At 45.3% G+C, this 16,218-nt stretch carries 14 protein-coding genes; all 14 read right to left on the reverse strand.

Annotation, left to right across the window (positions count from 1 at the left end; genetic code table 11):
• Positions 1 to 884 precede the first annotated feature (884 nt).
• The 14 genes from ftsZ to mraZ all read right to left on the reverse strand — a co-directional run bounded on the left by ftsZ (position 885) and on the right by mraZ (position 15,586).
• The gene (ftsZ, locus tag NCCP2331_RS02080) at positions 885 to 2,057 is read right to left on the reverse strand and encodes a cell division protein FtsZ (protein ID WP_251668138.1); all 1,173 of its coding nucleotides are present in this window, start codon (positions 2,055 to 2,057) and stop codon (positions 885 to 887) included.
• Between the two features lie 46 nt (positions 2,058 to 2,103).
• Entirely contained in the window at positions 2,104 to 3,390 is a 1,287-nt protein-coding gene (gene ftsA, locus NCCP2331_RS02085; RefSeq protein WP_153720504.1) for a cell division protein FtsA, read from the reverse strand.
• 100 nt (positions 3,391 to 3,490) lie between these two features.
• Positions 3,491 to 3,856 (reverse strand): small basic family protein, encoded by a 366-nt coding sequence (locus NCCP2331_RS02090; RefSeq protein WP_251668140.1) that lies wholly within the window; start codon positions 3,854 to 3,856, stop codon positions 3,491 to 3,493.
• A gap of 4 nt (positions 3,857 to 3,860) precedes the next feature.
• Positions 3,861 to 4,580: a DUF881 domain-containing protein gene (locus NCCP2331_RS02095; RefSeq protein ID WP_153720506.1), complete on the reverse strand. Its 720-nt coding sequence runs from the start codon at positions 4,578 to 4,580 to the stop codon at positions 3,861 to 3,863.
• A gap of 19 nt (positions 4,581 to 4,599) precedes the next feature.
• Entirely contained in the window at positions 4,600 to 5,325 is a 726-nt protein-coding gene (locus NCCP2331_RS02100; RefSeq protein ID WP_251668142.1) for a DUF881 domain-containing protein, read from the reverse strand.
• A complete protein-coding gene (locus tag NCCP2331_RS02105; protein WP_251668144.1) occupies positions 5,297 to 6,082 on the reverse strand; it encodes a cell division protein FtsQ/DivIB in 786 nt (261 codons plus the stop codon). Before NCCP2331_RS02105 ends, NCCP2331_RS02100 begins: the two co-directional genes overlap by 29 nt.
• A gap of 15 nt (positions 6,083 to 6,097) precedes the next feature.
• Positions 6,098 to 7,186 (reverse strand): putative lipid II flippase FtsW, encoded by a 1,089-nt coding sequence (ftsW, locus tag NCCP2331_RS02110; RefSeq protein ID WP_251668146.1) that lies wholly within the window; start codon positions 7,184 to 7,186, stop codon positions 6,098 to 6,100.
• 57 nt (positions 7,187 to 7,243) lie between these two features.
• Positions 7,244 to 8,593: a UDP-N-acetylmuramoyl-L-alanine--D-glutamate ligase gene (murD, locus tag NCCP2331_RS02115; protein ID WP_251668148.1), complete on the reverse strand. Its 1,350-nt coding sequence runs from the start codon at positions 8,591 to 8,593 to the stop codon at positions 7,244 to 7,246.
• Complete coding sequence (gene mraY / locus NCCP2331_RS02120) at positions 8,594 to 9,565, reverse strand: phospho-N-acetylmuramoyl-pentapeptide-transferase (protein WP_251668150.1); 972 nt, start codon at positions 9,563 to 9,565, stop codon at positions 8,594 to 8,596.
• A 55-nt stretch (positions 9,566 to 9,620) separates the two neighbouring features.
• Positions 9,621 to 11,516 (reverse strand): penicillin-binding transpeptidase domain-containing protein, encoded by a 1,896-nt coding sequence (locus NCCP2331_RS02125; protein WP_153720670.1) that lies wholly within the window; start codon positions 11,514 to 11,516, stop codon positions 9,621 to 9,623.
• Positions 11,517 to 11,590: 74 nt separating this feature from the next.
• Positions 11,591 to 13,783 carry a penicillin-binding protein gene (locus tag NCCP2331_RS02130; protein ID WP_228550967.1) on the reverse strand — a complete coding sequence of 731 codons (2,193 nt, stop codon included), beginning with the start codon at positions 13,781 to 13,783 and terminating at the stop codon, positions 11,591 to 11,593.
• A gap of 32 nt (positions 13,784 to 13,815) precedes the next feature.
• The gene (gene ftsL / locus NCCP2331_RS02135; RefSeq protein ID WP_153720513.1) at positions 13,816 to 14,187 is read right to left on the reverse strand and encodes a cell division protein FtsL; all 372 of its coding nucleotides are present in this window, start codon (positions 14,185 to 14,187) and stop codon (positions 13,816 to 13,818) included.
• Positions 14,188 to 14,204: 17 nt separating this feature from the next.
• Positions 14,205 to 15,137: a 16S rRNA (cytosine(1402)-N(4))-methyltransferase RsmH gene (gene rsmH / locus NCCP2331_RS02140; protein ID WP_153720514.1), complete on the reverse strand. Its 933-nt coding sequence runs from the start codon at positions 15,135 to 15,137 to the stop codon at positions 14,205 to 14,207.
• A 17-nt stretch (positions 15,138 to 15,154) separates the two neighbouring features.
• Positions 15,155 to 15,586, reverse strand: coding sequence for a division/cell wall cluster transcriptional repressor MraZ (gene mraZ, locus NCCP2331_RS02145; protein WP_153720671.1), 432 nt, complete (start codon positions 15,584 to 15,586; stop codon positions 15,155 to 15,157).
• Between the last annotated feature and the right edge of the window lie 632 nt (positions 15,587 to 16,218).

The raw sequence follows: 16,218 nt of genomic DNA on the forward strand, positions 1-16,218 counted from the left end.
TTGAACCGGCCTCCACGCTCATAGCCGGCCCGTTAGTTGCTCCTTCGCTGGTATGTGGAAGGCAGGTCATTCAGCTTTTTGGTATGTTGTGGATTTAGTTGGTATGATATGGCTTCGTTGCTCGACTTTGCGGGTAGTTTGAATGAAGTATGGGTTTGCAGTTAAAATTCGCTACGGCGCTGGGGGATTGTCTTACGCTATAAGCCTACTGGCGAAGGGCATGCCAGCAGTCTTATAGCAACGGCCGACCCCGCAGTTGCGCCTTCGCTTGTGTCGCAGAAAATATGTCATACTGATTTTTTGCAGGATAAGAGTTTAGTTGGTGAATTTTCGTTTTACGACTTTGCAAATGTATTAATCACAAGTATCTAAGCAATTGTAGAATGCTAAGCATTGCATGAACAACATACTTTTATAAGAGTCTCAAATAATATGCTCATACTGCCACTCACATAAAAATTCTGAAAAACCAGCCAGTGTACCGGAGTGGAAGGCAGCCTAAGTTCGCCGACAGGTGCCTTTATTTCTGTAAAGGACACAGAAATACGGCAAAGCGAACCCTACGCCGTTCGCTTGGCAACGGCTGCATGACTCACTTCGTGTGAGCCCGCGGCAAAACCACTCTAGGAGGATCAGTCCGACAGGTGAGACGACTTGCGGGAGCGAACGAAAATAGTGTGCAGAAGGAACCTTGTATTGCCTTAATTTCTGCAAAATACGGCAAAGCGAACCCTTCGCTGTTCGCTTGGCTCACCGCGGGCCCGCAAGACACGCGTCCGCCCGGAACGCAGGGAAACGGTCTCTTTCCACTTACCCTACTGCATAACTACAAAAAAGCTTCCCATCAGAGAATCATTTCTCTGACGGAAAGCTTTGAATTATTATTACTTACGGCGCTGACGATTGCGCAAGAACGTTGGGATATCCAGTTGCTCTTCGTGCTGGTTTGTCTGCGGCTGTCTTGGCTGTTCAGGCTGCTCGTAGCGCGGCTCTTCGCGTCTGCTTTGCACTGGTGCCTGCTGCTGCGGCTTGTTTTCGCGCTGACGCATGCCACTTCCGACCCCGGCTCCTGAATTTCTGTTTGGTCTCGGTGCCGTCAGATGCTCTTCATTAAAACCGGTCGCAATGACTGTTACGATGATTTCATCCTTCAGATCATCGTTAATCACAGAACCGAAGATCATATTTACATCTTCGTCTGATGCGGAAGCTACGATATCAGCTGCTTCCTGTACTTCAAACAAGCTCAGGTTTGATCCGCCGGTGATGTTCATCAAAACACCTTTTGCCCCGTCGATCGATGTTTCAAGCAATGGGCTGGAGATTGCTTTTTTCGCTGCTTCTGCCGCTCTGTTTTCTCCAGTAGACATACCGATTCCCATTAAAGCAGAACCTTTATTGGACATGATCGTTTTGACGTCTGCGAAATCCAGGTTGATGAGGCCGGGAACCGCGATCAAGTCGGAAATACCTTGAACACCTTGTCGCAATACATTGTCTGCTTCCCGGAACGCTTCCAGCATCGGAGTATTTTTATCCACAATTTCCAGAAGCTTATCATTTGGAATCACGATCAGCGTATCCACTGCTTCCTTCATGCCTGTTATACCGCCGATTGCTTGTGTCTGACGCTTTCTTCCTTCGAATGTGAATGGACGTGTGACAACACCTACTGTCAGTGCACCCAAATCTTTAGCAATTTGAGCGATAACAGGAGCTGCACCCGTTCCGGTACCTCCACCCATACCAGCAGTTACAAATACCATATCTGCCCCGCGCAATGCTTCTTCTAGCTGTTCTTTACTCTCTTCAGCAGCCTTTTTACCGACTTCCGGATTAGCACCCGCACCTAAACCGCGTGTCAATTTCTCTCCGATCTGCAGCTTTACTTCTGCCGATGAAAGTTTTAAAGCCTGCGCATCCGTATTGACTGCAATAAATTCTACACCCTGTACTCCGTGTTCGATCATTCGGTTGACCGCATTGTTTCCACCGCCGCCTACTCCAATTACTTTTATCACTGCTAACGCATCTACATTCGTATCAAATTCAAGCATTGGTTTTCCTCCTCTACTTTATCTGCGATTCCCTGCCCCACATGTTTCATTCAAAAAAATTATCGAACATTTTTTTAGCTTTTTTCATAAAGCCTTCGCCCTTTTCTTTCTTCGGTCTTGCAGGCTTAGGCGCTTGTTCCGCGGTTTCATATACTGCATCATCTGTCTGTGAAAGACCAGCTTGTCCGCCTTCATGGCCGAAAAATACATCTTCCATGTACGCATAGCGGATTAAACCTACTGCAGTGGAATACATCGGCTCTCTTACACCTATATATTCAGGTGTATACAGCCGGACTCTCGTTTTGAAAATATGACGTGCCAATTGCAGCACACCGTCTAATTTAGCAGTGCCGCCGGTGATGACAATTCCGCCCGGCAGGTCATTGATTCCTGATTCATACAGATCTTCCAGGATCAGTTCAAATAATTCTTCTAACCGTGAACCGATAATTTCAGAAATATAGCGCTGACTGTACTGATCTTTGGAATCTGCTCCGATAACCGGAACTTCAAACAGTTCATCGTCGGAGGCATCGTCGTAAAAAGCATGTCCATGCTGATGCTTGATCATCCGGGCCTGCTCAGTCGGTGTCTTTAATACGATTGACAGATCTTTCGTAATATGGTCGCCGCCAATCGGCAATACAGATGTTTTCACCAGACGATTTTCCGCAAAAACGGAAATCGTAGTGGATCCTCCGCCGATATCAATAAACGCTGTGCCATGATTCATCTCGTCTTCCGACAGAGCGAAAGTACCTGCTGCTAACGGCTGCAAATAAATTTCACGTATTTGCAGTCCGGCCCGTTCCACACATCGCAAAATGTTATGTACTAGAGTTTTGGACGTTGTAATTAACGTAGCGTCCATTTCCAATCTAACCCCCATCATACCACGAGGATCCGTTATTTCATCATAATCGTCCACAATAAATTGTTTAGGAACCAGATTAACGATCTCCCGTTCAGGCGGGACATTCATCACTTGAGAAGATTTCATGACGCGTTCCAGATCATCATCTGTGATTTCCCGATTTTCAGAGTTGACAGCCACCACACCTTTGACATCTTGAAGCTGAACGCCGTTAGCCGGAATGCCAAGTACAACTTCTTCAATCTTCAGTCCTGTCATTCTTTCTGCCTGCTCAATTGCCTTTTTTATGGACTGTACCGTTGCATCGATATCAATAATTGTTCCTTTTCGAATGCCTGCGGACTGAACATTCCCTACGCCAATTACATGAAGGGAATTATGATCCATTTCTCCGATCAATACTTTGATTGTAGATGATCCTATATCAAGCGATACATAATTATATGATTGACTCAATTATTGACACCTCCTAAAAGAAACTATTACCTTACATTCTATTGCATTTCGATTGCTTTGTCTAAATATTTTCAGCACCTTCTTCCCTAATTGCAAGGAACTAGACATCCATACCAGAATTTTGTTTCCTGGAAGTCCATTTTGCCAGCAAAATTCTGCGTATGACTGCGATATTCTGGAACAGCCGCACGCCAAAAGCAAAGACTGCCGCCAAGTATAGGTCGACCCCTAAATGCACACCGATAAATGCAAGTGCGGCCGCAAGAAGGATATTGAAGAAAAACCCTGATACAAATACTCTGTCATCGTAAACTTGCTGAAGGTAGGCTCTAATCCCGCCGAACAGCGTATCGAAAGCGGCGAGGATAGCGATGGATAAGTAGTTATTATAGACTTGCGGAATTTGTATATCCGAGAGCAAACCAAGTGAAACGCCAAGGAGCAGCCCAAGCAATGGTAGCCACATATTGTCATTCCTCCTTCGTTTGTTCTTTTAAAAATTGATTTTCGAAACCACCCGTCCAGCTTTGTAATGTAATCTGATCTGTCGGTTTACTGATCACCAGAATTAAGTCGTCTAAATAAAACTCGTCCTGTATTGCCGATGACAGCAGGTGATTATAAAGTTTCTTGCTGTCCTCAATTGTTGGAGAGACGATTTTTATTTTAAAAGGAGGTGTAGATACATTTTCCCCATTGACCGTCAATTTTCCGTTAATATCACGGATCCAGCTCAGTGTGGTAAACCGTTTCTCGTCGATCTCCAGCTCGTTTCCTTTATGCTGATTCACCACATTGATAAACCTGGTCAGCAGCTCCGAAGATACCGGCTCCACTTCATAACCAAATGCGATGCTTTCAGGCGAAGGCGCAACTTCTATTACAAATCCTGGACCCGTGGTCGGCATAAAACCCGCTTGCGTATATAACTTATCTAATGTCTGTTGCAAAGCCTCTGTAGTCTGTTCATTCGTTAGTTCCGCATAAGATGCGAGAGTCTGGTCTACTTCGCGTATTTCTCCAAGTAACTCGGAATGAATCTTCTTTTCCTTGGCTAATTCGTTGCGGATCGCCCAAATATCCCGAGTATCCCGGGGAGAAGTCGTGTTAATGGAGTTGTATTGCAATGCCAGCATGAAGCCGACAAGGCCCAGAATCAATGTGAACTTCCAGTTTATTTTCCCACTCACTGTAACACTCCTCTGCCTATCAAGCTTTATCACGGATTGCCGGAAGATTAATTTCTTTTACTTCTTCCGTTGTTACGACGATGTTATCCCGCAACAGCCCGTCAATTACGCCTCCCTTCAAGTGCAATGCAGGCGACAATACTTTCGGATCACCGATTGCCTCTATAACGAAAGGTGCTGGAAACGTTCTTCCATCTATCATAATAACAGGGCCTGTACACTTTATGTACGAATTTGAATTAACCCGCTGGCCATTAATCGTCATCCCCTGCGCACCGGCAATTTTTAATTCATTCATGACACGCAGTACATGACTTTCATGGACGATATAGTCATTGGGATTCTGTACGGAAGGATCATAATCCGCATCCTCCATCGTCACTTTAATGCCGGTTCCTTTAGCCGGGATGACTCCCAGCAGTAAACGGAGATCCTTTGCTTTCTCAACGAGCACGGCATGATTCTCTTCTTTATCCGAAAACTCCTGCTCGAATTCCTCTATGTTTTTTTGCTTATCGAACAACTCATCAGTCAATTCCTTATTGCGTTCCTGCTGCTCAATTAATTCTCCTCTGTACTTCTCTTCCTGTACGAATAAATCTGTCTGCGTCTCATCCAATTCTTTATGATTGCTGCCGACCGTCCGATACGAAAAAGCCAGGATGAAACCTAGTGCCAGGAAGACGATTGAAAAAACGAATTGCTTCCCCTGTTTCTTACGGGTTGATTTCATTTGCTTGCTCATCTTCTCCCCCCTGTCCCAGTTCATCATAGTAGTCAGTATAGGTTTTAAAGAACACGCCAATTTCTATGTCCAAAATACCTTTTTCTTCTTTCGGCAGCTGTGCAATAATTTCCGGATAGTACGACATTTTTTCAGCAAAACTTGTGATGACAGCATGCACTTCATAACCGTCATTCATGAACACCCGAATTTTATCTTCCTCCGTATAATGAACTTCTGAAACCAGTTCAAATACAGAAGGGTCCATCTCCTGCAACTGCCCGATCATCTGCCCAGTACTATCCGCATCGGAAAAACCTGACAGAATGGGAGCATGCAGCAAAGCATCCGGATTATCCACTTCCATACGATCTCCGTTTACTAACAATAAATCGTATTGTGCTTTATTTTCTATATACGCAATCGGCTTCCATTCCGTCATGGTGATTTTTACGTGATTTAAAAATTTCCGCGATACTGAAACTTCCTTCACTCCTGTAATTTTCAGCAGTTTCTTCTCGACATCCGCTGTTTTGAACCCCCATAATGACTGTCCTGTAAACAAACCGCTCTGATCCTTATAAAACGTTCCTTTTGCCAGCTCAGTGTCGTTGATGGAGATATCCTTGACATCACTCAAAGGAGATTGGAAATAAAGCAATGAAAAAAGAACGAGTAAGAACAACACAATCAGCAGAATGAATTTCTTATTCGTCTTCCTTCTGCGTTTCTTGCGCATGGACGGAATCCGTTCTTCAATATCAATTACTTTATCCATAGAACTGCTCTCCTTTCAGTCTGTCTTTTTACCTTTTGCAAAGTGCAGAATAGTCCCGATAGCCAGCCAGGTCGTCAACAGTGACGAACCGCCATAACTGATGAAAGGCAATGTCACACCCGTCACAGGCAGCAAGCCCGACACAACCCCCATATTTAAAAATGTTTGAAACAGAATCATCGACGCCATCCCGGATACAACCAGAAATGAACCCCAGTCGGGCAGCCGGATCGCAATTGCGAACGCTGACCCCAACAGTAAAATAAACAGCAGGACAATGCACGCGGCGCCGATGAAACCGATTTCTTCCGCAATAATTGAGAAGATGAAATCATTCTGCGGCTCAGGCAGATACAGGAACTTCTGTCGGCTGTTCCCGAGGCCATGTCCGAATAAACCGCCGGGCGCAATCGCAAACAGCGACTGAATACTCTGGAAACCCGTGCCCAGCGGATCATTCCAAGGATCAATATAGGATTTGATACGGTCCAATCGATAAGGAGCGGCTAATATGAGACCGACAAAAGCTGTGGCGCCTGATACAAACAAAAAGATAAAGAAAGACAGCGGATAACCTGCCAGAAAAAGAATCACAAACGCTGAAACGATCATTATGACGGCAGAACCCAGATCAGGTTGCATCATAATCAGAGCAGCAGGCAGTAATATCAACGCAAAATGCTGCCATTGCCAAGATTTCCGGCTGTCTTTTTTCATACTGCTCGCTAATTTACCAAGCAGCGCAACCTTGACAAATTCAGCAGGCTGCAAGCTGATCGGGCCGAGAGCAATCCAGCTCTGAGATCCGTTGCGCACTACGCCGATTCCCGGTATTAAGACTGCCACGAGCGCAAGAATGGAGCCAATGTAAAAATATGTCCAAAATGTCGGCCTCGATGTCAAAGGACTTCTGTACAACGCATAGGCGACTCCAAGAGATACAGCCATATAGACACCTTGTTTGACAATGAATGGAGAGGAATCCTGGTAATGCACTTCTCCCCAGTAAGAACCTGCCGATTGGACAAACACCAGTCCGACAATCGACAGAAGCAAAGCTGACAGTAAAAAGACGGCTCGAAAAGTTCTTTCCAGCGTTCGCATCCTTCCGCAAATTAGTCAGTCGTTTCGCAATTATACGCTTCGACTATTACAGTCTATTTACAATTTCATTACTTCTTCAATAAAGCGGTCGCCCCGAATTTCAAAATTTGGATATTGATCCCAGCTTGCACAGCTGGGCGACAGAAGAATGACATCATTCTCTGCACTTGCCTCATACGCAGCTTTTACTGCTTCTTCCATATCATCAGCCAGAATTGTTTCAGTCACACCGCAGCCAGCCGCAAACTCTGCGAATCGCTGCGCCGTCTCTCCGATGGCTACAACGACACGGACATTGACCATGAAAGGACGCAGCTCCTCAAATGAATGGCCTCGTTCCAAGCCGCCCGCAAGCAGTACGATGGGATTTTTGAATGACGACAGTGCGCTTTTTGTGGCCAGTGTATTCGTTGCTTTGGAATCATTAAAAATGGTTCTGCCCTGCACTTCCCTTACATACTGCATACGGTGGCGCACGCCAGTAAATGAACTTAAGACATTTTCAATTGACGGCTTGTCACAGCCGGAAAGAATTGCTGCCGCAACGGCCGCTAAAATATTTTCTAAGTTGTGACGTCCGGGTAATTTGATGATCTTTGTCTCAATGTACGGTTCGCCAAGCCAATAAATCCACTCTCGGTCGGCTGAAATCCCCTCTTCCCTTTTACCGAGTGTGGTAAAGGGAACCTTCCGGGATCGCATCGGAGAGATTGAACGGTCCACAGCTTCCTGATCCTGATTGAAAATCAAATAATCCTCATCTGTCTGATTGCGTGCAACCTGCAGCTTCGCATCTAGATATTCATCGAGTGAACCGTGATAATCTAAATGTGCTTCATATAAATTTGTGAATATCGCAATATGCGGCTTGAAACTTTCCGTTCCTGCCAATTGGAAAGAAGAAGCTTCCAGTACCATAATTTCGTCCGCCTCAGCTTCTTCTGCCACCGTACAGGCAACCGTTCCAATGTTACCGGCAATCAACGGCTTTTTCTTGCCTATATTCAGCATATGATAGAGCAAAGTCGTCGTCGTTGTTTTACCATTAGATCCTGTAATGGCGATAATTGAAGCTTCACTGATCCGCCCTGCCAATTCAATTTCTGTCCAAACCGGAATATTCGCGGAGACCGCTTGAGCAATCAAAGGGTTTGTATAAGGGATTCCCGGATTTTTTACGATAAAATCGAAACCCCGGTCCAATAAATCACTTGGATGCCCGCCGCCGATTACTTCAATCCCCTGTTTCTGAAGTTCCGCCGCTTCTTCATTGCCTTCTATTGATTTCGCATCATTAACGACAACAGCTGCGCCGATCCGATGCAGCAGGCCGGCAGCAGCTACTCCGCTTTTTGCCAGCCCTACAACAAGCACTCTTTTCCCTATAAACTGATCTGTATTCTTCATTTACATAACCTCCAAAAAGACAGGTACGAGTGCAGCCAATAACGCCACTCCCCAAAACACGAGAACCACTTTCCATTCTGACCAGCCGGATAATTCAAAGTGATGATGGATCGGACTCATTTTAAAAACCCGTTTTCCTGTCAGTTTAAAACTGGCAACTTGAATGATGACAGACAGCGTTTCGATTACGAAAACAATCCCAATCACCAGCAGCAATAATTCTTGTTTGATCAACACGGACAGCATCGCCAGCGCACCGCCCAGTGCAAGAGATCCTGTATCGCCCATGAACACTTTAGCCGGCTTACTGTTGAACAGTAAGAATCCGAGCATGGCGCCCGCCACTACAAAAGCAAATAACGCAATATCATTTTGCTCATAGACCAGAGCGAACACGCCAAATGCTGTAAATGCGATCGTGGACGTTCCGCCAACCAGGCCGTCGAGTCCGTCCGTAAGGTTTACCGCATTTGAGAAGCCTACCAGCCAAAAAATTAGAAAGGCTACGTAAAACACACCAAAATCTATTCCCATCGTCGTGAATGGAATGGTGACTACTGTTTCAAACGGCCCGAGTTTCAATAAGAAAAAGGCGAGAATCGCAATAATAATCTGGCCTATCAACTTCTGAAGTGACGTTAACCCTAAGTTTCGTTTTGCGACAATTATAATAAAGTCATCTAAAAAGCCGATGAACCCATAACCGAGCAGTACAATCAACAGTACAATCGTATGGGTGGTCAGCGTATCGTATATGTAAGATAAAACTAGTGTGGTTATTGTGATAGAGATGAGGAAGATCAATCCGCCCATTGTCGGCGTACCGGCTTTTTTCATATGAGCCTGCGGACCTTCCTCACGAATGCTTTGGCCGAACTTCAGCCTTCTGAGTAATGGGATGATGATCACCCCGACAATTGCTGAAACAAAGAAAGCTGCAGCAATTGTCGTGACTGTCGTACCTAGTGTCATGATAGGTTCTCCTTCTGATTAACAGCAGATCCGCTCTTGGATCCTGCGATATTTATTATTCTGTATAAAGATGAATCGTGTCTTCTACGGTCATCAGTGTATTTGGGGCAGGCAATTGACGTATCACTTTCTTTCCTTTGCCATGCCATTTCATTTTGAATGTGTAATTTTGCGCGAGCAGTTCTTTCTCACTCATGCCAAGTAAACTAGGTGAACGGAATGTCACTGCATCTCCCCAGCGGTATTCCTTTTCCAGCTGCTCTTCCCTGCGCTCTATGCCGGCGATCGGTGCAACTTCTTCGATAATCCTTCCGACAATCGGCGCGGCAATGACTCCACCGAACTGAATAGAGTTCTTTGGACTGTCGACTGCAACATAGACGAGCAGCTCCGGATCATCTGCAGGAGCAAAACCGATGAACGACACAATATAATCGCCGTCCTTATAACGCCCGTCAACGACTTTCTGGGCCGTCCCTGTCTTCCCGCCAATGCGTAGACCGTCCGCGAACGCATTGCGCCCTGATCCATTGGCTACAACAGATTCCAGGGCATGACGCACTTGGGCAGAAGTCTCTTCACTGATTATCTGCCGCTTCAGTTCAGGTTCGAACTTTTGCAGGGTCTTTCCATTGGAATCCTTCACTTCCTTGACAATATAAGGTTGGTAAAGGTTTCCGCCGTTGATCGCGGCCGCCACTGCCTGCACCTGCTGAATAGGCGTCACTGAAATTCCCTGTCCAAACGAGGTAGTGGCCTGCTCCACCGGCCCAAAAGCTTCTTTAGAGAATAAAATCCCCTTGGACTCGCCTGCAATGCCGGATTCAGTTGACGCACCAAAACCGAATGCACGTATGTAGCGATCCAGTTTTTCACTTCCCAGCCGCTGGCCCATTGTGATGAAGCCCGGGTTACAGGAGTTTTCCACGACTTCCAGGAATGTCTGATCTTTATGCCCTTCCCGTTTCCAGCACCGAAGACGGGCATTCGCCACCATCGTATAGCCCGGATCATAAAAACTTTCATTTTCTAGATTAATGACTTTTTCTTCGAGGGCCGCAGCGAGTGTCACAATTTTAAAAGTAGAGCCCGGTTCATACGTCATCCATACCGGTAAATTCCGGTTATAAATCTTCGAATCTGCTTTCTGATATTCACGCGGATCAAAACCCGGCACCGATGCCAATGACAGCAGCTCGCCTGTTTTTGGATTCATAATGATCGCCAGGGCCTGCGTTGCGTCATATTTCTCCATTGCCTGAATCAGCTCGCGTTCCACAATTTGCTGCATCTTCAGATCAATGGTCAGCTCCAGAGACGAGCCTTCTTTACCGTGTTCAAAATCATCTTCCACATGGGGCAGCGGAATACCTTTAGCATCCGTAAACAGTCTGATTTTATCACCTGTGCCGTTTAAAATCTCATCATACGCATATTCAATGCCCGCAAGCCCCGTACTGTCGTAACCCGTAAATCCAATCAGTCTTGCCAGCAAGTCATCATAAGGATAGTGGCGAACGAAATCCACTCCTACGTATAGCCCGGGAATCTGCAGTTTCGTAATTTTTTCCGCCTGTTCCTTTGTGATGTTTTTCGCTTCCGGTGCCAGCTTGACCATATATTCCTTTTTGTTCATCTTCTCTTCCAGCAGTTCCACCGGCAAATGAAGGATCTTCGCAATTTCCGGAATAGAAGTCGAGATGTCCTTATTTTGAGAAGGCATAAAATAAAGTGTCGGTGCTAATTTATTGCCCACTACTAACTTGCCGTTGCGGTCCAGTATTTCACCGCGCATGGCACCAAAAGGAATTTGCAGATCCCAGTTCTTCTCCGCCTTTTCTTTCAGCCATTCGTGCTTGATGATCTGTACATGGAACAGCTTGCCGACTACCATCAGCATACTGATCAGGAAAATTAGGAAGGCTGCTCTCAAACGCTTCTTCGACTGCATATCAATAAAAGACCGCAATGACTCACTACCTTTGTTTTTCTACTAAGGTATGTCAGCGAAATACGCTCTATTCATCAGCCGCCGATGATTTCTTCCTCTTCCGCCTGCTCTTTCTGCTCTTTGGTTTTCTTTTCGTTATACTGCTCTTCCGGTGTGCGCAGTTCAATGACAATCGGCTCTTGATCACTTACTTTTGTCCCTTTTGTCACGCTCTGCCCGACTGCGTAGCCTTCTCCGTTTATTCGGATATCCAACTGAGACAGGTGTTTAAAAGCAAGCACGTTTTTTTTCGACCAGCCTTTGAAATCTGGCAGCGAAGTCTTGCCTGAAGTTTTCAGTAAGACAATCGAGTTTTCCGTTATTTTGGTGCCGGGAGCCGGTATTTGTTCCGTTACCTGTCCGCCTTCTCCAATTATAACCGGTTTGAAACCGTCCTGCTGTGCTGTTCCTGCAATTGTTTCTGCATTTTTCCCGACATAATCGCCCACTTTAATTACAGGGATCTCTTCCTCATTTTCAGGAGCGATATTTAAATATTTTAAACTGTTTTCCATGATTGGATTAAACACTTTTGATACCGGATCCGAACCATATTCACCAACCTTTAATTTCGGCTGCTGGACCGTTACATAAATCAATAGCTGTGGATCATCAATTGGTGCCATTCCTAGAAATGAATACAAATAGTTGCCGAAACCTGCCATATAACCGGGTCCTTGTTTACGCGGTATTTCAGCAGTACCTGTTTTTCCGCCTACTGCATAATTCGGCAGATTGTATTTTTGAGCTGTCCCTTTATCGGAAGTGACCGTCGTCGCCAGGATCTCACGCACTTTCTTGGCTGTCTCCGCTGATATTGGTGAACCGCTCTGTTCAGGTTCGTGATTCTCAATTACTTTATTTGTGTTCGGATCAATGATTTCATCAATAACATAAGGTCTCATCATGACGCCGTTATTAGCGATCGCAGACGCTGCTTGAATCATTTGAAGCGGTGTAACGGTAGAACCCTGACCATAAGAGGTGGTCAGCCGTTCTGCCGGATAATTATCCAGGACAATTCCCTTAGCTTCATTCGGCAAATCAATTCCTACACGTTTGCCAAATCCGAAGTCGTGAATGTACTCAATGAATTTCTTATCGCCGATCCGTTCCAGCAAATAAGCCATCCCTACGTTAGAAGATCGCTGAAGGCCTTCCAGAAACGTAATCGTTCCCCAGCCTGTACCGTTGACATCACGGATGATTTTGTCATAAATCTTATAAGATCCCGATTTAAAGTACGCATTGGGATCCCATTTATTTTCTTCCACCGCCGCAGCGAGTGTGAACATTTTCATCGGCGAACCAGGCTCAATCGTCTGTTCCACCGCGTCGTTCAGCCAGTTCTCCGTCAATCCTTCTCTGGTCATCGGATTGAAAGTCGGCCGCTGACTCATCGACAGAATTTCCCCTGTCTTCGGATTTGACACCAGTACCAGCATTTTCTTCGGTGCATATTCTTTTTCCACTTGGTCCATCGCTTCTTCTACGAAATTTTCGATTGTTTTATCAATCGTCAATTTAATCGTATGACCGTCTACCGGCTGCTCGACCTTCTTCTTGGTGGAGGGCAGAATATACCCCCAGCTGTCTGACTGATAATTCACTTTGCCGTCTTTACCGGTGAGTTGCTTGTCATACGTCTTTTCCAGCCCCATCTTGCCTACCGTGACGGCTTTCTTATCGTCCGTTTCTTCCTTCTGCGCATATCCGACTAAGTACGAAGCAAAGCGGCCGTTTGGATAGAAACGCTTCTTGCCTTCAACAAATAAAACGCCTGTCAAGCCTTTCTTGGACAATTCTTTATCCATTTTCAGAACGGTTTCCCTGTTTAAATCCTTGCCCGCGCTTCCAAACTCAATCTGCCATGTTCCTTCTTTGGCATTTTTCATTTTCGCCAGAATCTCCTGCTCTTCAAGCGCAATATATTTTGCCAGCACTTTTGCCGTTTCTTCATAGTCCACTACATGATATTTACGGGAGCTGTTTTTACTGCTGGCGGCCTCACTCAGCACAGCCACTACTTTATAGCTCAGAGTATCTGATGCAATCGGATCTTCATTCCGATCGATGATGGAGCCCCGGTCCGCCTGCAATACATTGTGCTTTTCATATTGATTCGCAGCGATTTTCGCCAGTTCCTTGCCGTCTACCTGGCCGGTCATCTGAATAAAAAGGAATCTGCCGAATAATATGAAAAAGAGCCCTCCGAATACCAGCAACATTAGAAAGGCTCCCCATTGAAATCGAAACTTCTTCATCGTCCCGGCACGACCTTTACGTTACTTTCGTTGAGGTTCAGGCCATTTTCTTTTGCTTTTTTCCAAATGCGCTCATAAGTCATCTTATCGCTCACCTGATTGGACAATTCAGTATTCTGTTTTGTGGTTTCATCGATTTCTGAATTCATCAATTGTACTTCTTTATTCACAGCGTTTAAATCAGAATGCGTCTGTAAGAGCATAGTAGAAAATAAAATCGTAAATGCTGCAAATAAAGCGAACAATAAATTTTCGCCTTTAGAAAAACGTCTTTTGACACGGCGGACAACAGTTTGCTGATCTTTCGTTGTATGTTGTTCGACTTCCGGTGTATATGGAGTGTATAGTTTCCGTTGTTCTAGTCCCATTGCTCGATTCCCCTTTTCTATTTCTTCTCTGCTATTCTTAATTTCGCCGATCTGGCCCGCTTATTTTGTTCGATTTCTTTATCTGTCGGAACAATGGGCTTTCTGTTTACCAGGCGTATATCGGGGTCCATTCCATCAGGGATAACCGGTAAGTTCGGAGGCAGTTCTGGTAAAGAAGATGCTTCCTTAAAAATACTTTTACATAAACGGTCTTCCAGCGAATGAAAAGTAATGACGCTGATCCGTCCGCCCTGCTTCAGAAGTGTCAATGCATCAGTCAAAGATTTCTCTGCCGCACCCAATTCATCATTTACAGCAATTCGGATCGCTTGGAACACCCGCTTTGCAGGATGGCCGCCTGTTCTTCTTGCCGCAGCCGGAATTCCCGTTTTAATCAGCTCCGCCAACTCCCCTGTCGTACGGATCGGTTCTTTCTTTCTCGCTTCTTCAATTCTTCTCGCGACAGGCTTAGAAAATTTCTCTTCACCGTATCTGAAGAAAATCCGTACGAGATCTTCATATGGCCATTCATTGACCACTTCATAGGCACTCAGCGGCGCGCTCGTATCCATGCGCATATCCAGAGGCGCGTCAAGATGATAGCTGAAGCCCCGTTCCGCTGTATCCAGCTGTGGAGAAGATACTCCCAGATCGTACAGGATGCCGTCCACTTCTGTAATACCTATGTTGGCTAACTCTTCTTTCAGTTCACTGAAATTCGCATGGACAAACTGCACTTGTGCTGCGTATTTCGCCAGTTTTGTTTCTGCAGCTTGAATAGCTGTCATATCCTGGTCGAAACAGATCAGCCTTCCTTCAGGTGAAAGGAGCTTGACGATTTCTTCACTATGACCCGCCCCGCCAAGTGTACAATCTACATATATGCCGTCTTTCTTTACATTCAAGCCTTCGACAGCTTCATGCAGTAAGACTGTGGTATGGTTAAACATTTTCACAACGCCTGCTTTCAAAAATCAAAATCAATAAGGTTTTCTGCAATGTCATTAAATGATTGCTCAGATTCTTCGTAATATGCATCCCATCGTTCAGCAGACCAGATCTCAATCCTGCTCGAAACACCGACGACCACGCAGTCTTTCTCAATTTTCGCAAATTCCAGCAAGTTGGCAGGAATATTCACTCTGCCTTGCTTGTCAATGCTTGCTTCTGCAGCTCCCGAGAAGAAAAAACGGGTGAATGCACGGGCATCTTTTTTTGTAACCGGCAACGCTTTCAATTTTTCTTCAAGCTTTTGCCATTCATCCAGCGGGTAGCCGAATAGACAGTTGTCTAATCCACGGGTTAAAATAAAGCCTTCTGCCAATTGTTCCCGAAATTTCGAAGGAACAATGAGACGGCCTTTCATATCAATTGAATGTTGATATTCCCCCATGAACATATCCTTCACCCCACTATATGAAATAATGTACCACATCCCCCCACTTTCCTCCACCCAGTATGCTACTTTTCTTCGCATAATCAGTAAAATGTGTCAATAGTACTTCTTTCTCTTTAGTTTTGCGCATTTTCTACATTGGTATGCATATGTTTCGACAGTTTTTCTAATCATTTTCGGGGTCCTTTGCAAATAAAAAAACATCTTTCTAAAATGAAAGGCGTTTTGTTTTGAAAAAGGGAATAGTATGCGTTATAAAATATGGGTTAGTGGAGAGAGACCGTTCCCCTGCGTTTCAGGCGGACGCTTTCGGGAGGGCCCTCGGTGAGCCAACTGGTCGCTTCGCTCCCTTTAGTTGTCTCATCCTTTCGGGCTGATCCTCCCCGAGTCGCCGCCTTCCACTACGGTACACTGGCTGGTGTTTCAATATTTTTTGTGTGAGTAGGTACTATGAGCATAATATCTGGGACTATTACGATAGGTAAGGTGTTTCATGCAATACTTAGCATTCTGCAAAGACTTAGATTCTTGTAATTGATGGCGTTTCCAAAGTCGAGCAACGAAACGAAACCATACCAACTCCATTCGCACTCTGCAAAAAAGCAGCATGTCATACCTCCTCCACACCAGCGAAG

It is taken from the genome of Sporosarcina sp. NCCP-2331 (genome assembly GCF_023707945.1).
GTDB classification, from domain to species: domain Bacteria; phylum Bacillota; class Bacilli; order Bacillales_A; family Planococcaceae; genus Sporosarcina; species Sporosarcina cascadiensis.